Here is a 17671-nt window from a genome sequence, read left to right as displayed (position 1 = left end):
TATACCGGTTTGTTGACATTATTTTGCCTCCTCGCTGGTTATGAGCATAACAAGGTAAGGAGGCACCGTACCTTAGCTTTTGTGGTCAGTTGTTTACTTCGGAGAATGGAGGTTTTCTACAGAGCCGATTTTTGATAGTAATGAATTTTTCATTCGGAATTCAATTATACCCGCGGGCTGCACTTCCCCGTCCCCCGGGTTCTGCCCCGCGATCTTCAATAAATGCCGGGCATCTTACCTGCCCGGCCCGGACCCTGGGGTATTCAAAACTGTTATGCCATCCTTTTTATGCCATCCTTTACTGGTTGACACCCGCTTCAGGCAATAGCGGGCAAGGTAACTATCATAGGCGAAGCAACTGAAGTACAGATCAGGAGATTCGTGAAACGTATCGGAGTTGTGGAACAGCAGGTCCGGGTCCTGACCGGCAACGCACTACCGCAGGCGCCGTGTGTCCGTCACGGGCATTAACGGTCCGGGGGATTTGGGAAGATCCTGGCCGGTCCCGCCGGATCGTATCTTCATCCCTGCCCGTTTTTTATTAACAGGGAATTTCCTGCGGGAAGAAACGACCGGTTTCCAGCCGCAGATGCATTAAAACGGAATTTTTCAGCAGTTTTTCATAAAAACATACATCTCCCTTTAACATGTCAGGGATCATCAGTAGTGTTCTGTATGCACAGTCTGATGCACATCTCACATCTCTCCGGAACGAACTCGATCTCCAGGAGAAACTGATCACGATTATGGAAATCTCAGGAACCGGTGTACCGGAAGAACGGATCGCAGCACTTGAAAAAAGGGTACGGGACATGGATGCGCTCATCAGGGGACTGGTCGATGAATTCCTCGACTTCAAGGCGATCGCAATGACGATCTCCCGGCAGGACGGGGAACGCAGCCGCCAGGAGCTCAAACGGGGGCCGTTTGTGCCTGGCACCGCATCCCCGGCGCTGGCGGGACCCTCCGCCTCCCCCGCAACTGCTGCTCCCGCAGAGGGCAGCACCGTGATCCGGCCCCGGGGCGCACGCCAGCCGGATGTCCCGGCTGCCCCGGCAGAGCCCGCAATGGTCCGGATCATGCAGACCGACGGCACGATGAAGATGGAGCCGCGGCTGGGGGACAGGAACCCCATTGATTCGTCCTCGGGATACGGGCGCAACAAGATGGGCGCAGCTGCCAGGGCCAGGCAGTCCCCCCTGATCTTTGCTGCTGAGGAAGACAAGTCAGGCACTGCAAAGAAGTAGCGGGACTGAATCGTGGAAGGGGCAATACCCGTAAAGGCAGTCCCGGGAACAGGTACGGGCATACGGTAAACGGTCTTTGACCCCGGGTATCCCCGCCCCTCTCTCACTGTGCGGGCCCGGCCTTCGTGTTGCATTTCATTTGCGTATCCGTTTTCTCTCCTTCCATCGTGTTCCCTGACTACGCGCCTGAGGTACCGTTTCCCTGGTGTAATCCCCTCTTAAAAGATGGCGGATGCCACGAAACCGCATTATTAATACTCCCTGCAGAAATATTCCGATGATGCCACTACGCGGAACTGCCCTGATGGCTGTGACGGTGATTGTCCTGCTCGCAATCTCCGGATGTTCACAGCCGGATAAAACCGTACTGCAGACTCCGTTGGATATCACGCCCGGTAGTACCGCCTCACCACTGCAGGTAAGCTGCCAGACTGCGGTCATCCCCGCTGCCACCGGTATAACGACAGTTACCCCGTACGGGCAGTCATATACGGCGTCATTCCCGCCGGACCAGACGGTGACCGGGAATTACCAGCACTATGCCGGTACAGATTATTCCCTCGATTACCCGGCAACGTGGGGAATCAATGTCACGACGCTTCCGCTCCGGGAGTATCACCATAACTCTGACGGGTGCACGGTCACGCTCGCCTACGAACTGGACCAGGAACTTCGCTTCTTTTATTCCGGGGATAACACCACGATATTCTCTTCTTCTGTCGTGGATACGCAGCGGGACATCTGGCCCCGCGACCAGGACCTGCACGTTGATTATGCGGATATCGTCAATTCCATCCTCGGAGACCCGGATTACTGCGCGAATACGCCCATGGGTGCGTTCACTATCTCCGATGTTACGGATGTCCCCCTTACCGGTGTTTACTACAAGGGGATCCGGGTGGATTTTGGAAAGATCAATGCAACGGGTTTTACGGACGGGACGGGCACAGCATACATCGTCACCGGTGTGAACCGGCGCGGTGTGTTTATATTCTATACCTCATCGCAGGACCCCGTCCTGCGGTACACGACCTCAGGCTACATGTTCAACAGCCTGCGGCTGGACCCCGGGTTCTAAAACAGGAGAAAAAGGATTGGGTCCCGTCGGATTCTGCTGCATTGTTGTGCCTGAACGGGAACACAGGGGATTTGGGCCTTTGTGGTAACAAAAAACAGGCGGAATAATAAGGGACTATTCAGGAAAAAAAGGAGAGTGCCGAATAAAACACGGGACCTGAGCACTATCAACCCATGGCTCAGCCAGGCGTTGTGGGCTGTCCGCAGTGCTATGAATGAATTAGTTGTGGTTATCAGCATCTGCTGCCGGGCCGTCCCGCAACACATCCCGTAACGTTTTACGGAATTCATCATCATGACGGGCGAGATTGAAGAGTATGTTGCGTGTTGTTTCAGGGAACCGCTCACTGTTCATATCATAGAACTGGCAATAATAGGCACACGCATCAACAATGATATCAGCCCGGTCCAGGTACTTCTGCTTTGCAATCGTGTCCAGTTTTTCTAAGAGCCCTGTCGGCATTTTCAGTGAGACGGCAGTTTCATCACGTGTCATATGTCCGGGTTATTTTTCCAGATATTAAACAAGTCTGTTGCAACAGGGGCCTCCAGGAGAAATTAATCCCGTCAATAAGCCGGACGGTTGTGTGCCGGGTGCCCATGCCTGCTCCTGCCGGAACCTGGAATTATCCGGTCACCGGTCCGGGCAGTGACCGTTGACTTCCCGTATATGACCCGGCGGACGGATCCCCCCTGCGTTTCCGCTGCCGGCAGGGCAATTTCCTTATGTGCCAGACGTTCATGAGGACACAAACCTGTATTCTGCCTGCAGTCCCGCGGGTGGGAGCAATCTCACGGGAAGACGGGAAGATCGCGGTGCATTCTTTCAACACCCCTGGGCAAAGTTTCAAAATTTGTCACAAAATCCGGGTTTCAGGAAAGACGCTATTAGTCTCTCCGGAATATTACCGGAACAGATGACACTCTTTCAGGTACCTGGAACCGCGGACCCTCTCACGATCATATCAATGAGAGCCGGACATGAGGATCCCGGAAAAATGCCCGGGTCCTGTACTGGATCTGAAGTGCGTCAGATATTCCGGAAAGGCACCGGGAAAAAGAGGAACCGCCACCAGAGGGCATAAGGGGGAGTTATGGAGTCACTTAAGATCGCATTCTTCTGCTGGGAGTCCCTGTATGGCGAACGGGTGGGGGGTCTCGCGAGCGCAGCCACCAACCTTGCAGAAAACCTGGCAAAATCGCACGAAGTCCACTATTTCTCCCGGGGTTCAATCCCGGGCCAGGTGGTTAATAACGTCCATTACCATTATTGCCAGCCTTCCGGCAGCAATACCGTGGATTACTGCAATGACATGAGCACAAAGATGGTACAGCAGTTCCGGGCGTGTGACAACCGCGGGCGTTTTGATATCCTGCACTTCCACGACTGGCACGCGATACAGGCCCTGCACCACCTCCAGGACAGGAACACGATCCTGACTTTTCACTCAACGGAATATGGCAGGAACGGCAACCATACCGGTGACTGGTGGGAGTACCGGGAGGTTTCGGGAAAAGAGTGGTACGGAGGCCTGGTCGCAAAGCGGGTGACAACGGTCTCTGCCACCCTGAAAAACGAGGTGATGCAGCTCTATGATATTCCGGACTGGAAGTGCGATGTAGTCCCCAACGGCGTAGTGCCGCGGCAGTACTGGGCAGGGATCGATCCCGGTGAGGTAAAACGGGCATACGGGATCCACCCCTACGCCCCGCTCATCCTGTTCATCGGAAGGCTCGTATACCAGAAAGGCCCCGATATCCTCATCGAAGCTTTAAGGAAAGTATGCCGTGAACGCTGGGATGCCCGGGTGATCGTTGCCGGGGATGGCGGGATGAGGCAGTACCTCCAGGAGCGGGCCCGCGATCTCCCGGTCAACTTCGTAGGCTATATCCCGGATTCGGAATATGTCCGCCTCCTGAACGCATGCAATGTCGTCGTCATCCCCAGCAGGAACGAACCGTTCGGCCTTGTCCTGCTCGAAGCATGGAGTGCGGAGAAGCCGGTGGTGGCATCGAATGTAGGCGGGCTTTCAGAGAATATTGATTCTTTCGTGAACGGGATCAAAGTCGAGCCGACACCCGATTCCCTGGCATGGGGAATCAGCAGCATGATCAACGAGCCGTGGAACGCGGAGATGTTCGGGCGACGGGGAAGAGGAAAGGTCGACCGGATGTTCCAGTGGGATCCGGTTGCGTCACGGATGGCGGGTACCTATGCGAAGGCGTTCTCCTGATCCTGTCGACCAATGAACAATATGGCATTCATAGCAGGACGAAGAGTTCCAGAATGATTCCTGTCAGTTCCGGAAGAAATCTTCCGGTACAGGTCGCCCTGATCCGTAACCCCGTTTACTGGTCTTCCTGGAAAACAATCCCGGTTGTTTCAAAATTTGTCTCAAAGTCTGTTTTTCAGGTAATCACCTATATGCTCCAGCCTCATAATCGTTTTTTGGCGATTCACTTATGTCTACTACGAAAAGCCCGGTAACCTCAGTTGCATTCAGGACACACCAGCCGGAACAATTTCCTCCGGACGGCAGCAGAACCGGTAGCGCAGGAGATATTCTTTCCCGGGGCATGGACACATCGATCCCCCTGCTGAACCGGCCTCGCGAAACATGCGGGTTGACCGGGGCCGGTCTCGACCCCGGGGAGTTCCACGAATTCAGGGCCTGCGAGGAGTTCCTGGAGCGCCATGTGCGGCCTGATGGTGTACGCGATGTCCAGTGCATGTTGCTCTGGAATGAATGGGTACGAACCTTCTGCCATACAACACACGGGTTCCCGAAACTGATCCTTGAAAAAGAGTTCCGGGATGTAATAACAGGAAAATTCGGCACCGGGATCTCAGACGATGGGTTCCGTGGTGCAATTTATCCCGGTATCCGGTTCGTACCGTGAACAGGTATACAGGGAAACGGCCGGGGAATGGTATCCGTTTTTCCTCGTCTTAATTGTGGGGGAACGAACCGGCTTAACGGGATGTATCGTGGAAGTGCGAATCTTTTTTGGGGCTTGGACAAATCCCCGGGGCACTCCAGGTCAATGCCTTCAGGAAGGATTGTTCACACCCGTTATCATCCAGTCCCAGTACTTCACTAATTTCAGATGGGATCCATAAGCCCGGATTTTCCTGCACACCCCAATCCGGACAATTGCCCATAATGGCCTCCGGGGATCCGATTGGGTACCGGACGATATAAAGTCCGACCAAAAAAACACCCCCTGCAGAACACCGCTAAAGGGAAAATATAACGCCCCGCAATTCGACCGCTTTTGAGTTTTTGCCACAAATCGCGGGGATAATTTCCGTGGTGGACAACATGGTTCCATTTTTATGTTCACCCTGGGACCCTGATGGTAAAATAAGCCCGTTTCAGTCCCGGATTGAGTGGCAAAACCGTATGTCGGAGGACAGGGCGTTTACCCCATATGGAGGGGATAATTTAGAGAAGTACTGAGTCCCTCGAACTGATTGCCGGCCAGATTGGTGAGGCACTGATGCGTAAACAGATAGAAGAGGCGCTGCGGCACGCCCATGCGGAAAAGGAGATCCTTCTCTCCGAGGTCCATCACCGCGTCAAGAACAACCTGACCGCGTTCATCTCACTGCTGAGCCTCGATGGTTCTTATGAGGACACCGAAGGGGGCAGGGCTCTCCGGAAGGACCTCCAGAACCGGGCCCGGAGCATGGCCCTGGTCCATGAAACCCTGTACCGGACCGGGAAATTTTCGAACGTGGACATGGACGTCTATCTCACCACCCTTGTCGGACAGATCGCTGACTCGTACCCGAAGAGCCAGGAGATCCGGATTGATGTCGATGTCCGGGGAGTAGTCCTCGATCTTTCCCGGGCCTCCACAGCCGGCCTGATCATCAACGAACTCGTGACCAACTCGTTCAAGTACGCATTCCCTCCGGCATTCGACTGCATGGCGGCACGGGGAGAACCCTGTACGATCCGGGTCTCGCTTGCCCGGGAGGACGGGACGTATGTGCTCACGGTGGCCGATAATGGCCGCGGGCTGCCCCCGGAGTTCGATCCCCTGGTAACCGAATCACTCGGCCTCACACTGGTGAACTTCCTTGCCCGCCACCAGCTCCGGGCGGAGACCGAGGTCCGGGCGGACAAAGGCACTGAGTTTATTTTCCGGCTGATCAATACGGAGGATTACGCATGACCGGGGAAACCATCCTGGTAATGGAAGATGAAGGCCTGATCGCAATCCACCTGATCCAGATACTGGAAAAAGCAGGATACCGGGTTATCGGCCAGGCTTACTCCGGGGAGATGGTGCTCCGGTTACTCGAAAAGTCCCCGGAACCCGACCTTATCCTGATGGACATCAAGCTTGCAGGAGTGCTTGACGGGATCGAGACTGCCTGGAAGATCCGGCAGCGGTTTTCGGTTCCCCTGATCTTTGTCACCGCCCATACCTCGAAGCACATGCTCGAACGGATGAGGGAAGTTGCACCTTACGGAATCATCATCAAACCGTTTATTCAGGAGGATCTGCTCGCTCTTGTCGCAAAAGCTGTGGTGCGGCCGGAAGCATGACACAGGAGTCTGTCAACCGGCAGTACCTGAGAGCGTACCCGGGACACCCGGTCAGGTTGCTGTTTGCCCTGCCGGAATGCGGATACTCTTTTGATCAATACAGGGCCCGTACCACGGAGAGCCCGGTACTACCGGCTTTTCCTCCCAGTACTTTTCCGTATCCCAATCAGTACCCGATGCGTATCGAAGGGATTCCGGGGATTTCCACAAATAATCCCGGCAGGTATCATGTAATAAATTTTGAAAACCAGTGAAATGTTTATATTAAAAAATCACGCAGTGACATCCATCCGGCACAGCTTGATTTTCCCTGCATGGACAAGGAAAAGCCTGCACCCTGCCTTAGCATGGTGCCGCTGCCGGATTCCCGGATCAGGATCGAATAATTATTGACAAAGTTGGCAGCTATGTCACCATGAGCAAATATACATACCGGGTTCCGGAGAAATCAGTATGACCGGCGAATCAATCCTTGTAGTGGAGGATAATGGCGTCATCGCGCTCCAGATCCAGGAACTCCTGGTGGAGAACGGGTACAGGATTTCCGGTACAACGGCGTTCGGGGAGGAGGCCGTGATGATGGCGGAGAAAAAACCGCCGGATCTCATCTGTATGGATATCGAGCTGATGGGAAAGATTGACGGGATCGAGACCGCCCGGATGATCCACGAGCACGCCGATATCCCCATCATTTACCTGACCGCCTATTCTGACAACAAGCGGTTCGACCGGGCAAAGGAGACCGTGCCGTACAACTACATTGTCAAGCCTTTTAACGAACGGGAGCTGCTCGCCTCGATAGAGATGGCACTCTACCGGCATGCAATTGATCAGCGGCTCAGGGAGACCATTGAGCGCTACCAGGCGATTGTGGACAATGCAGCAGAGGGGATCCTGGTGGTCTCCAGCGGGACCAGGACTATCCTCGAAGCCAACCCGGCGCTGATCCAGTTGCTCGGGTATACCGGGCAGGAACTCTCCGGCATGAATATCAGTGACATTATCGTTCACCCTGGTGAGGAGGGCGGGGAATGGATCGGGCAGATCTTCTCCCCTGATGGCTGGTCCGGGGAAGTACAGTTCCGGTGCCATGACGGTTCCCTGCGGGATGTGGAACTTACTTCCCGCATTATCCACCGCGACGGGGAACCAGCGATCTCCTGCGTTGTGGCCCACGACATCACTGAACGAAAACTTGCAGAGAATGCAGTCCGCCAAGCGAACACGAAGCTCAACCTCCTCTCCGGCATCACCCGGCACGATATCAACAACCAGCTGGTGGCGTTGCGGGGATATCTTGCCCTGCTGGAGATGAAGCAGTACGATTCCGCATTCCCTGCGTATCTCCAGAACGCCAAAGCTGCTGCGGAGCGCATCGCCGCCATGATCCGGTTTACCAAGGAATATGAGTCGATTGGAATCAATGCCCCGCTCTGGCAGGATTGCCGGACCCTGGTCGAAACCGCAGCACAGGAGATCCCGGCCGGAAGCGTAGCGGTGAAAAACGATATTCCAGCCGCTACAGAAGTGTTCGCAGACCCGTTGATTATCAAAGTCTTTTACAACCTGATCGAGAATGCAGTCAGGTACGGCGGGAAGATCACGACCATACGGTTCTCTGTGCAGGAATCACGGATTAACCCCCGGATCATATGCGAGGACGACGGCGATGGGATCCCGGTTGAGGCAAAAGAGAAGATCTTCGTCCGCGGGTTTGGGAAGAACACCGGGCTCGGGCTGTTCCTTTCCCGGGAAATCCTTTCAATCACCGGCATCACCATCCGTGAGACCGGCGAGCCGGGCGTTGGGGCACGGTTCGAGATCCAGGTGCCGGCCGGCTCGTTCCGCATGTAACCGGTGCGGTCCGGATGCGTTTCTGCGGGTATTGTCCGGCGTTCTCTCCACGGGCTCGGGTTTGCGCGAAAGGATGAAACAGGCATCCATGGAATTACTATTTTCACCCTCAGGCGGGATCCTGCCCCGGATGTCGCTATTAATCCGGCAGATGGCTACGGAATCCTCATGCGGGAAAATTATTGAAAAAATGACCCGTGCCTCGTCCCCTTGGCCGGCATGGTAATGCTGTTGTCATGCCATCACGGACAGTGGCAGAGGCCGTCATCCGGCGTGGGAGCAGGGGTAACCGCAGGCGACTCCACAGGCTCCATCGGGCAGTTGCAGATAACCGCCGGTGGGGAAATCACGTGAATGGCGCTGGCGTTATCCACCGTCGGGGTTCCCGCGGGTCCGACCGGGGGAGCGACAGGATGTGGCACCTGTGCTGGTACCGGGACGCTCACGCAGGCACTGGTAAGAAGGAAGAGGATTACCAGGATGGCAGAGAGGGAACAGATCAGTATCTTCTTTTGTTTTATCCGCATGATCAGGGATCGTATAAAAAAGGAGATAATACTTGCTTTAACTGCGATAGTATTCGCAGTTATCGCATTTTGCACAAAACCGTGCAGGTTTTCCGGCTCCCGTGAACGCAGGTCTTTTTGTTTGTTTCCCCCTCGTTCCGGAAGCAGGGTATATCCTTTACAACCAGTCCTTCGGGCTGGCGTAAAAAGAGGTGCCGGGACTGTTGCCCGGATTATTTCTTTGCTTTCCGTATGATCGTGAGATCCCCGAGCGTGGGTGCAAGGGCACCGGGGGTCTTCTTCTCGGCCTCGGTCTCCGGGGCATCGATGAGACGGATGCCGAGAACTTTTTCGAGTTTCCTGCGGACATCGTCCTCGGGCATCAGCTCGTGGTTCTCGATCTTCCGGATCAGGTGCTCCTTCTCCTTCATCTGCATGGCGAGATCTTTCTGGGAGAGGCCCTTCTCCATACGGGCTGCCTTGATCCGCTTGTCATAATCGTCGACTACGTCCCCGTCGTTGTAATCGAACAGGTCGCGTTTCCGGTACTGGGACGGGGCCGCCGGTGCAGGCCTTCCGCCAGCTGCCCGCGGCGCTGCAGGACGCACGAGATCGGTGCGCCGTGCCTGCTGGACAGCAGTACCGAACTTCTCGCATTTACTGCATACCTGCAGTTCTGCACCTTCCACCCGGACCAGTTTGGGGGCGCCGCGAACCGTTTCACCGCACATTTCGCACTGCATATTCTCACAAAGATGATCGCTGTATGACTATAAATGCCCACTGAATGGGGCGAGATCCAGCCGGATAAGTGCTGCTTTCACAAACACTTTATATGCAGTTTCCCCATATAGCTATTTGAGGCACGGGATGGCCGACATTCTCCATCAGTCAACAGAACCCCAGACTCCTGAAGAGCTCTATCGCCTGTACAGGGCGCTGTCCGAGCAGCTCCGGGAGCAGATGGGCCAGATTGAAACTGATAAGCACGAGCTGGAAGTCCAGATGATGGAGCGTGTCGGCAATCTCGAATCCCGCAACCTCGAGCTCCGTGAGCAGCTGCGGCAGGTCGAGGCGGACAAGCGGTACATCGAGACCCAGAAGATCCGGTACGAACGGGAAGTGCGCAAGCTCAAGAGCGAGAGCGAGCAGCTGCGGAGCCCTCCCCTGATCATCGGTACCGTCACGGATGTTGTCGATGCGTCCCGGGTCATAGTCCGGAGCAGCGCGGGTCCCCGGTTCCTGGTCAGGAGTTCCCCGTCCATCAATGCCGAGGAACTCAAGCCCGGCGCACGGTGCACGCTCAACCAGCAGTCGCTTGCCATCGTCGAACTGCTCCCCAGTTCGTTCGATGCGCAGGTCTATGGCATGGAACTTGTGGATTCCCCGCAGGAGAACTATGCGGATATCGGCGGGCTCGAACAGCAGATCAACGAGATCAAGGAAGCAGTAGAGCTGCCGCTGAAACGGCCCGATCTCTTCCTGAAGATCGGGATCGACCCCCCAAAGGGCGTGCTGCTCCACGGCCCGCCGGGCACGGGAAAGACCCTGCTTGCAAAGGCCGTGGCCCATGAGACGAACGCTCACTTCATGCGGGTCGTGGGCTCGGAGCTCGTGCAGAAATACATTGGGGAAGGAGCCCGGCTCGTCCGGGAACTCTTCGACCTTGCCAAGAAGAAAGCCCCGACCATCATCTTCATCGACGAGATCGATGCGGTCGGTGCCAGCAGGACCGAGGCGAACACTTCGGGAGATCGCGAGGTGCAGCGCACGCTCATGCAGCTGCTGGCCGGCATGGACGGGTTCGAGAACCGGGGCGACGTGAAGATCATAGGGGCCACGAACCGGATCGACATCCTCGACAAGGCGCTCCTGCGGCCCGGCCGGTTCGACCGGATCATCGAGATCCCGCTGCCGGACGACCGGGGCCGGCTCTCGATCTTAAAGGTCCACTGCCGTGCGCTGACCGTCGATGATGACGTGAACCTCGGTGAAGTGGCAAAACTGACGGATGGCAAGAATGGTGCGGACCTCCGGGCCATCTGCATGGAAGCCGGCATGTTTGCGATCCGCAAGGAGCGGCCGGCGATCACCCAGGAAGATTTCCTTGCAGCCATAGCGAAAGTCGGCCTCGACTTCAACCGGGGCCCGGCCGATGTTGAAGGCGCCATGTTTGCATGACCCGGATCCTTCCGGCCTACCCTTTTTTGTATAACCTTCCGGTTCAATTACCGTTCCCCTGAGTGCATGCCAGGTACTCCGGCCATTTGGGCATTATATAACGCCTCCTCCACAATGACATGGTATCAGAGTACCGGTGATACCAGAATGACAAACATCGGTGATGTGATCCGCCAGATAGAAACCAGCCTGTGCGACCGGCGCTGCCCCCCGACCCCGGAGGAACAGGAGCGGTTGGGCAGGCTCCTCTCAATGGTATACACTGGTACTGTGGATTTTATAGGGAGCAAGTAACATGGAAAATGTACGTATTATGGAAAACTATGGGGTCTTCCTGCGGGCATGCGAAGGATTGCCCGTCCTGATCCTGATGATGGCATTACTGGCAGTCTCGTATTATTTCAGGAATTCCACAAAATTCTAAAATCATTTTGGTGATTGCTTAACTTAAGCCACCAGAAATCAGTACTATTATGGAAAAAAATGGAAAAAATTCAAAAATCTCATTTATTTTCCAATATGGAGACGTTCTTGGGGGCTTCGCCCCCGCCACTGTGGCATCACCCATAGTGCGATAACGCCGAATTACCCAATCACATGAAATAATCAGAATTTTCTTGATCTAATGCTGATTTCATGTTGAATATCAAGCACATTAAAATTTTTAGTGGCGCCAAATGATGAATCACCCTCATTTTAGAACGGCTTTCCGACTACACATCCAGATCGGGGATTACTGCAAGCGGGGATTTTTTACAATCCTGCACGTGAACCTGCGATGTACTTCTCCGGGATGGCGGATTGCTTTTGCCGGGTGATATGGTCACCGTATCCGGTCTGACGGGATCGTGATCGTATACGCGGTACCGAACTTCTTTTCAAGACTGATTGTTGCACCCAGTTGATCACTGAGGCTCTGGATGAGCATAAGGCCAAGGCTCTCTATTTTACCTGGGTCCACGTGTTCCGGTATACCTGTGCCATTATCGGCGACCGCTATACGTATCCCGTCATCCCGTTCTTCCGTGTGAATCGTGATCTTTCCCGCACAGCCCCCGGGAAATGCGTGCTTGAGGGAGTTTGAGATGATCTCGTTGATGATGAGCCCCAGCGGTACTGCCGTATTGATGCCGACTTTGATGCAGTCTCCCTCAAGGATGAGGTGTATGGTTCGGGGATCTGTGTCATAGAACTGGAACAGGTACTTGGTAAGGAACCGGACGTATTCCGTAATGTCGATCTCGGAGAGGTATTCAGACTGGTAGATCTTTTCATGCACCAGTGCCATTGCCCTGACCCGGTTCTGGCTCTCCTGGATCGCGGCAAGTACCTTCTTGTCCCTGAGCTGCCGTGACTGGAGGTTGAGGAGGCTGATGATGATCTGGAGATTGTTTTTTACCCGGTGGTGGATCTCCCGGAGCAGGATCTCTTTCTCAGCGAGGGAAGCCGAGAGTTTCTCTGTCATCTTCCTTGCCTCCGTGACATCCATCAGGGATGCTACGCTCTTCTTTGTCCCGGGAATGACATCGATTGACAGGAAGATATTCCTGATATCCCCGGCTTTTGTCACCAGCCGGAATTCGTAGTGGGTCAGGGCGTTACCGGTCCCGGTCCTTCTCAACCGGTGCTGGGCAAGCATCCGGTCGAGATCCTCGCGGAGTACAAACTGCGTCCAGGTCTTCCTGCCTTCAACTTCCTCTCCTGTATACCCGCTCATCTTTTCGAACTCGGCATTGACAAGAGCTATGACAGTATTTTCCTCGATCAGCACCATTGCTGTACCGGTGTTCCCGAAAATGGCGCGGTACACATTTTCCGATTCGAGAAGAGCCCGGGTGGTCATCTTCAGGTCCGTAATGTCCCGGCTTTCAGCGATCAGGAAGACGATCGTCCCCTTATCATCCTTCACCGGTTTTATCGAGATATCAAAATACAGGGTTGCTCCCGACTCTGCGATCTGGGTGGCCTCGAAACGGGTGAAGGTTCCTGCAGCAGCTGAATTGACTGCGGTGTGGATGCGTTCCTGCAGTCCGCGTGAATGCGCCCACCAGGGCATCTCCCAGAATGCCGTGTTGAGAAGACTGGTCATGTCCGGGGTACCAAAATTCATGGTGGAACGGTTTGTATCGAGAAGGAGGCCACCGGGCGAGAGCAGGCCGATGAACTGGAAGGTCTGGTCAAATACCGCCCGGATCTTACGCTCGCTCTCGATGAGTTCCCGCTCTTTTTTTGCCAGTTCCTCGTAATTCTGCCGGAGTTCCTCCTCGGTAGCCGTGAGCTGCTCATAGGCTGCAAAGAGGTCCTCGTTTTTCCTGTGCAGTTCGTCCTCGATCTTTTTCCTGTCCGTGATGTCCCGGCCTTCCGGGATCAGGTAGATCACGTCCCCCCGTTCATCCATAACCGGTTTTAAGGAGAAGTCCACGTAATGGAGGGTCCCGTCATGGGCAGGGTGCGTAGCCTCAAACCTGACGAACTCTCCCCGTGCCGCAGAAGCTATTGCCTTCTGCAGCCGTTCCTGGAGTTCCGGTGAATGGGACCACCAGGGCGTCTCCGAGAACTGCCTGCCGATCACATCCGATTCTTTTATGCCGGAGAACTTCAGGGAAGAACGGTTGGCCTCCGTGAGAATACCTTCCGGCGTGAGAATACCGATGAACTGGAAGGTCTGGTCGAAGATCGCATGGATCTTCCGTTCATTCTCACGCACCATAGTCTCGGCTTTTTTGTGTTCCGTGTTGTCGGTAAAACTTTCGAGAAGGCAGTGCTTCCCCGCGATTGTAATGAACCCTACAGATTTGACAATGGGGATCTGCCTGCCCCCCTCCTTGAGGAGAGTACGTTCCGAACGGTCAACGGACTGGTGGAGGTCCGTTATGGGGCACTGACCTTGATCTGCAGGACAGATGTATTTATGGCAGACCGACCCGACAATATTTGTTTTGCCGGTACCGATCATCGCCACCGCGGCAGGATTGGCATCAAGGATCCTGTGGGTTTCAGGATCGATGATGAGCAGCCCGGTCTGGACCGCATTGAAAATATCCCGGAAAAAATCATCGGGTGCATTGAATGCGACATTGATCCCATCACTGTGGCGTAAACTCTTTACCATGCAAAACCCCGGGTATTCTCTTTTTTATAATTAATTCTGATATACTTTTCGAAGTTCACCCCGGAGAAAATACATATTTATGTATATGCCCCGCGCCATACGGGCACCCGGCAATAGTGCAGCATCCGGTTCCGGGACCCGGCCGGATTGTCCCCGGAAATGTATTAACCGGTCCGGGCAAAAACCTGATCCGGATTATGGGTAATACTGCTCTGTAGAAATCATTTTTTTTTCAAAGAGACGATGCCCCGGGTCAAATGGCAGGTAATACATCGTCGTCGCAACCGGGAGATGCCATAGCGGCGGGGGCAAAGCCCAAAAGAGCGTCAGCGATTATGAGGTTTTCACCAGAGCAGATAATACAAAAAAACCTGTGGTCTTCCGGTGCGGTAACCGGTATAGCTGCTGTTGTTATTCCCCGTCCTGGCTGTCGTTACTGCTTCCGGTATCCGGCTCATTGTCGATTCGTTCACCGAGCTCATCTTCCGTACACCACACCTCGATGGAAGTATCGACACCGGCATATTCCTGCTGGTATTCCTCTATCGTGGAGCCGGGCGACATCATGACCTGGCTTATCAGTTTCCCGTCCCGGAACCCGTAGAGTTTCCGGAATTCCCAGCCCGGCCCGAGCACGGCGGTCCGCTCGTAATAGACATCCTGTGCCAGCTGGTGCGTGAACCAGATCCCTTCCCCGAATCCGAAGAGAGGCTCACGGACATAGCGCCGGATATACCAGCGGAGTTCCGAGACGAGCGATAACGCGCTGCTAAGTGCACCACAGGAGATGTATGCCCCGCAGGGCCGTTTTTTCGGGTGGTAAAACCGCAGGACCAGGCGGCTGGTCTCTGATGAAAAGAGCGTATGGTGGAGATCCACGCCGTCCTTCTGGATCAGGAGGATGTTCATACGGTTCACCCCTGCATGAAAATATCAAGGCATCTGTCCTGGATCATCAGGTGTACATGCGGGTATCGGCTTCTGCCTCGTTCTTTACCTTGCGCACGGCATTGGTAAAGTCGATCATCTCGACCTGATCTGCATCCCGCCGCACGGCCATCATGCCCGCTTCCCGGCAGACGGCCTCCAGTTCTGCACCGGTAGCCCCTTCTGTCATGCCGGCAATATCCTCGAGCTGGATCTCCCCGAGTTTCATCCTGCGGGAGTGGATCTTCAGGATCTGCAGCCGTGCCCCTGTGTCCGGTTCCGGGATCTCGATCAGCCGGTCAAAACGCCCGGGACGGAGGAGTGCCGGGTCCAGCATGTCAGCACGGTTGGTAGCAGCCATGATCCGGACATCGCCCCGGTTATCGAACCCGTCCATCTCCGCAAGGAGCTGCATGAGGGTGCGCTGGACTTCCGCACTGCCGGAAGTACCGTCGTTGGTGCGCATGCTGCCGACCGCATCGATCTCATCGATGAAGACAATCGCCGGTGCCCGTTCCCTTGCCAGCTGGAAGAGCTCGCGCACGAGGCCGGCCCCCTCCCCGATAAACTTGTGGACCAGTTCGCTGCCCGACATCCGGATGAACGTGGCTTTTGCTTCATGTGCAACAGCTTTTGCGATCAGGGTCTTACCCGTACCCGGGGCTCCATAGAGCAGGATGCCTTTCGGGGGCTCGACGCCGATCCTGCGGAAGATCTCGGGCCGGGTGAGCGGGTATTCCACTGCTTCACGCACTTCCTTTATCTGGTCCCCGAGGCCACCGATCTGGGCATACGAGATCTCCGGGGAAACTTCGAGTTCCATGACCCGGACGCGGGAATCGTAGATATTGCCGATCACTTTCACGATGGAGAGGGCGTTATTGACAGCAACCTTGGACCCGGGTTTCAGCAGGGGCCTGAGTTCTTCCGGCGCGTTTGTCAGGTATTCCTGGTTATTGCCCTGCTGGCGGAGATAGATCTCACCGTTCTCCAGGATATCCACAACCACCGCGACAAAGAGCGGCATCCGCTTGAGCTGGTTGTTCTCCCGTTTCAGCTGCCCGTTCTCCTTCTGGAGTTCGTCAACTTTCACCTTCTGGTCAAGTAATGCAGCCTCGAGCTCGTTGAGCTGGATCTGGTACTTGAGTTCGCCCTGTGGCGTGGCGGTATTGACGGCAGTATCTTCCATATCAATCTTATATGTTCATCTTCAACCATTTATGTGGTGTGATTTTGCATATCAGCGGAAGAAGTATCTCACGGGGAAGGGGGACCGGCCGTCTCCTCGTCAGCCCCGCCCCGATCTCGTTTTTATCGGGAGTCGATCCGGAGACCGGCATGATTGTCGAGAAAGGGCACCCTCTCAAATGCTCCGGTATTGCAGGCCGTGTGCTGGCGTTTCCGTACGGGAAAGGCTCGACCGTCGGGTCATACGTATTGTATGCATTGAGCAGGAACGGGCACGCACCTGCCGCTATCATCAATACCGAAGCAGAGGCGATCATTGCGACCGGGGCTATCATTGGCGGGATTCCCATGATCGACCGGCTCACAATACCGATCACGCGGCTCGCAGACGGTACGATGGTCACCGTTGATGGCGATCGTGGCGAGATCGAGTATGACGGCACGGTCCTGTAATCCGTGATCATGCTTCAGAGGGGAGAAAGAAAGCGCAACTATGATATCAGTCCCGGTCATACAATCCCGTATGCATTATAAAATTACCATTTCCGTGATCGTGCTGCTCTTTGCGGCGATTGTCCTTGCCGGTTGCACGGGTACCCCGGGTTCCTCCGGAACTGGTACCTCAACGACGGGTTCCTATGCGGGATCCCCGTCGGCTGAAAGTAATCTCGTTACATCACCCACTGATGCGATGCCCGATAATAACGCGGTAAGCGTAACCGTACAGCAAAAAGTGTATGATGGGACTATTCCCGTGGTTTTCGATGGTGGTAAGGGACAAATCCTGGTTAAATCCATTGATGTCACTCTTTACACTTCTGACGGCAGGGTAATCACGACAACTATCGGTACAAACAAGGATGACAGTGTAACCCTGCAGGGGACAAAGCAGACCGATCGGGTTGTTGTCACCGTGTCCGAGATGAATGGCCAGACGTACAAAGTCGCTGATGTCCTCAGCCCGTACCGCCAGCACTAACCAATCCTGTAATTTCCGGGCACTCTTTTTTTACGATTGGT

18 protein-coding genes are annotated in these 17671 nt (G+C 54.9%); 12 read left to right on the top strand and 6 right to left on the bottom strand.

Features of this window, described 5'->3' with window-relative positions:
- Window positions 1–647 precede the first annotated feature (647 nt).
- Window positions 648–1247, top strand: coding sequence for a hypothetical protein (locus WBL42_RS00155; protein ID WP_424719236.1), 600 nt, complete (start codon window positions 648–650; stop codon window positions 1245–1247).
- Between the two features lie 277 nt (window positions 1248–1524).
- On the top strand, window positions 1525–2325 hold the full coding sequence (locus tag WBL42_RS00150) for a hypothetical protein (protein WP_424719235.1): 801 nt from the start codon (window positions 1525–1527) through the stop codon (window positions 2323–2325).
- A 219-nt stretch (window positions 2326–2544) separates the two neighbouring features.
- Here the strand turns inward: WBL42_RS00150 and WBL42_RS00145 are convergent, their stop codons facing one another.
- Entirely contained in the window at window positions 2545–2820 is a 276-nt protein-coding gene (locus WBL42_RS00145; protein WP_424719234.1) for a hypothetical protein, read from the bottom strand.
- A 598-nt stretch (window positions 2821–3418) separates the two neighbouring features.
- Between WBL42_RS00145 and WBL42_RS00140 the strand changes: the two genes are divergently transcribed.
- The 5 genes from WBL42_RS00140 (at window position 3419) to WBL42_RS00120 (ending at window position 8737) form a co-directional block, all read left to right on the top strand.
- Window positions 3419–4558 (top strand): glycosyltransferase family 4 protein, encoded by a 1140-nt coding sequence (locus tag WBL42_RS00140; RefSeq protein WP_424719233.1) that lies wholly within the window; start codon window positions 3419–3421, stop codon window positions 4556–4558.
- A gap of 229 nt (window positions 4559–4787) precedes the next feature.
- On the top strand, window positions 4788–5225 hold the full coding sequence (locus WBL42_RS00135; protein WP_424719232.1) for a hypothetical protein: 438 nt from the start codon (window positions 4788–4790) through the stop codon (window positions 5223–5225).
- 600 nt (window positions 5226–5825) lie between these two features.
- Window positions 5826–6506, top strand: coding sequence for a sensor histidine kinase (locus WBL42_RS00130; protein ID WP_424719231.1), 681 nt, complete (start codon window positions 5826–5828; stop codon window positions 6504–6506).
- Entirely contained in the window at window positions 6503–6883 is a 381-nt protein-coding gene (locus tag WBL42_RS00125) for a response regulator (RefSeq protein ID WP_424719230.1), read from the top strand. The genes WBL42_RS00130 and WBL42_RS00125 overlap by 4 nt, the downstream gene beginning before the upstream one ends.
- Before the next feature lie 453 nt (window positions 6884–7336).
- On the top strand, window positions 7337–8737 hold the full coding sequence (locus WBL42_RS00120; RefSeq protein ID WP_424719229.1) for a response regulator: 1401 nt from the start codon (window positions 7337–7339) through the stop codon (window positions 8735–8737).
- A gap of 242 nt (window positions 8738–8979) precedes the next feature.
- Here WBL42_RS00120 and WBL42_RS00115 read toward each other — a convergent pair whose 3' ends face one another.
- Both WBL42_RS00115 and WBL42_RS00110 read right to left on the bottom strand, forming a co-directional pair.
- Window positions 8980–9264 carry a hypothetical protein gene (locus tag WBL42_RS00115; protein WP_424719228.1) on the bottom strand — a complete coding sequence of 95 codons (285 nt, stop codon included), beginning with the start codon at window positions 9262–9264 and terminating at the stop codon, window positions 8980–8982.
- 212 nt (window positions 9265–9476) lie between these two features.
- Window positions 9477–9986: a multiprotein bridging factor aMBF1 gene (locus WBL42_RS00110; RefSeq protein WP_424719227.1), complete on the bottom strand. Its 510-nt coding sequence runs from the start codon at window positions 9984–9986 to the stop codon at window positions 9477–9479.
- Between the two features lie 127 nt (window positions 9987–10113).
- On the opposite strand from WBL42_RS00110, the gene WBL42_RS00105 reads away from it, so the two are divergent.
- From WBL42_RS00105 to WBL42_RS00095, 3 genes are all read left to right on the top strand, one after another.
- Entirely contained in the window at window positions 10114–11424 is a 1311-nt protein-coding gene (locus WBL42_RS00105; protein ID WP_424719226.1) for a proteasome-activating nucleotidase, read from the top strand.
- 147 nt (window positions 11425–11571) lie between these two features.
- The gene (locus tag WBL42_RS00100) at window positions 11572–11718 is read left to right on the top strand and encodes a hypothetical protein (RefSeq protein ID WP_424719225.1); all 147 of its coding nucleotides are present in this window, start codon (window positions 11572–11574) and stop codon (window positions 11716–11718) included.
- 1 nt (window position 11719) lies between these two features.
- Window positions 11720–11848, top strand: a complete 129-nt coding sequence (locus WBL42_RS00095) for a hypothetical protein (RefSeq protein WP_424719224.1) — start codon at window positions 11720–11722, stop codon at window positions 11846–11848.
- Window positions 11849–12247: 399 nt separating this feature from the next.
- Here WBL42_RS00095 and WBL42_RS00090 read toward each other — a convergent pair whose 3' ends face one another.
- The 3 genes from WBL42_RS00090 to WBL42_RS00080 form a co-directional block, all read right to left on the bottom strand.
- Complete coding sequence (locus WBL42_RS00090) at window positions 12248–14536, bottom strand: PAS domain S-box protein (protein ID WP_424719223.1); 2289 nt, start codon at window positions 14534–14536, stop codon at window positions 12248–12250.
- A 411-nt stretch (window positions 14537–14947) separates the two neighbouring features.
- Window positions 14948–15445, bottom strand: coding sequence for a DUF5804 family protein (locus WBL42_RS00085; RefSeq protein ID WP_424719222.1), 498 nt, complete (start codon window positions 15443–15445; stop codon window positions 14948–14950).
- Window positions 15446–15491: 46 nt separating this feature from the next.
- Complete coding sequence (locus tag WBL42_RS00080; RefSeq protein WP_424719221.1) at window positions 15492–16652, bottom strand: proteasome-activating nucleotidase; 1161 nt, start codon at window positions 16650–16652, stop codon at window positions 15492–15494.
- 11 nt (window positions 16653–16663) lie between these two features.
- On the opposite strand from WBL42_RS00080, the gene WBL42_RS00075 reads away from it, so the two are divergent.
- Window positions 16664–17104: a DUF126 domain-containing protein gene (locus tag WBL42_RS00075; RefSeq protein ID WP_424719220.1), complete on the top strand. Its 441-nt coding sequence runs from the start codon at window positions 16664–16666 to the stop codon at window positions 17102–17104.
- 70 nt (window positions 17105–17174) lie between these two features.
- Window positions 17175–17630 carry a hypothetical protein gene (locus tag WBL42_RS00070; protein ID WP_424719219.1) on the top strand — a complete coding sequence of 152 codons (456 nt, stop codon included), beginning with the start codon at window positions 17175–17177 and terminating at the stop codon, window positions 17628–17630.
- Window positions 17631–17671: the final 41 nt, after the last annotated feature.

The organism is Methanoregula sp., from assembly GCF_049686655.1.
Lineage (GTDB): Archaea > Halobacteriota > Methanomicrobia > Methanomicrobiales > Methanospirillaceae > Methanoregula.
Note: the sequence above shows the minus strand (reverse complement) of the source record. Positions and strands in the feature narration are given on the sequence as shown.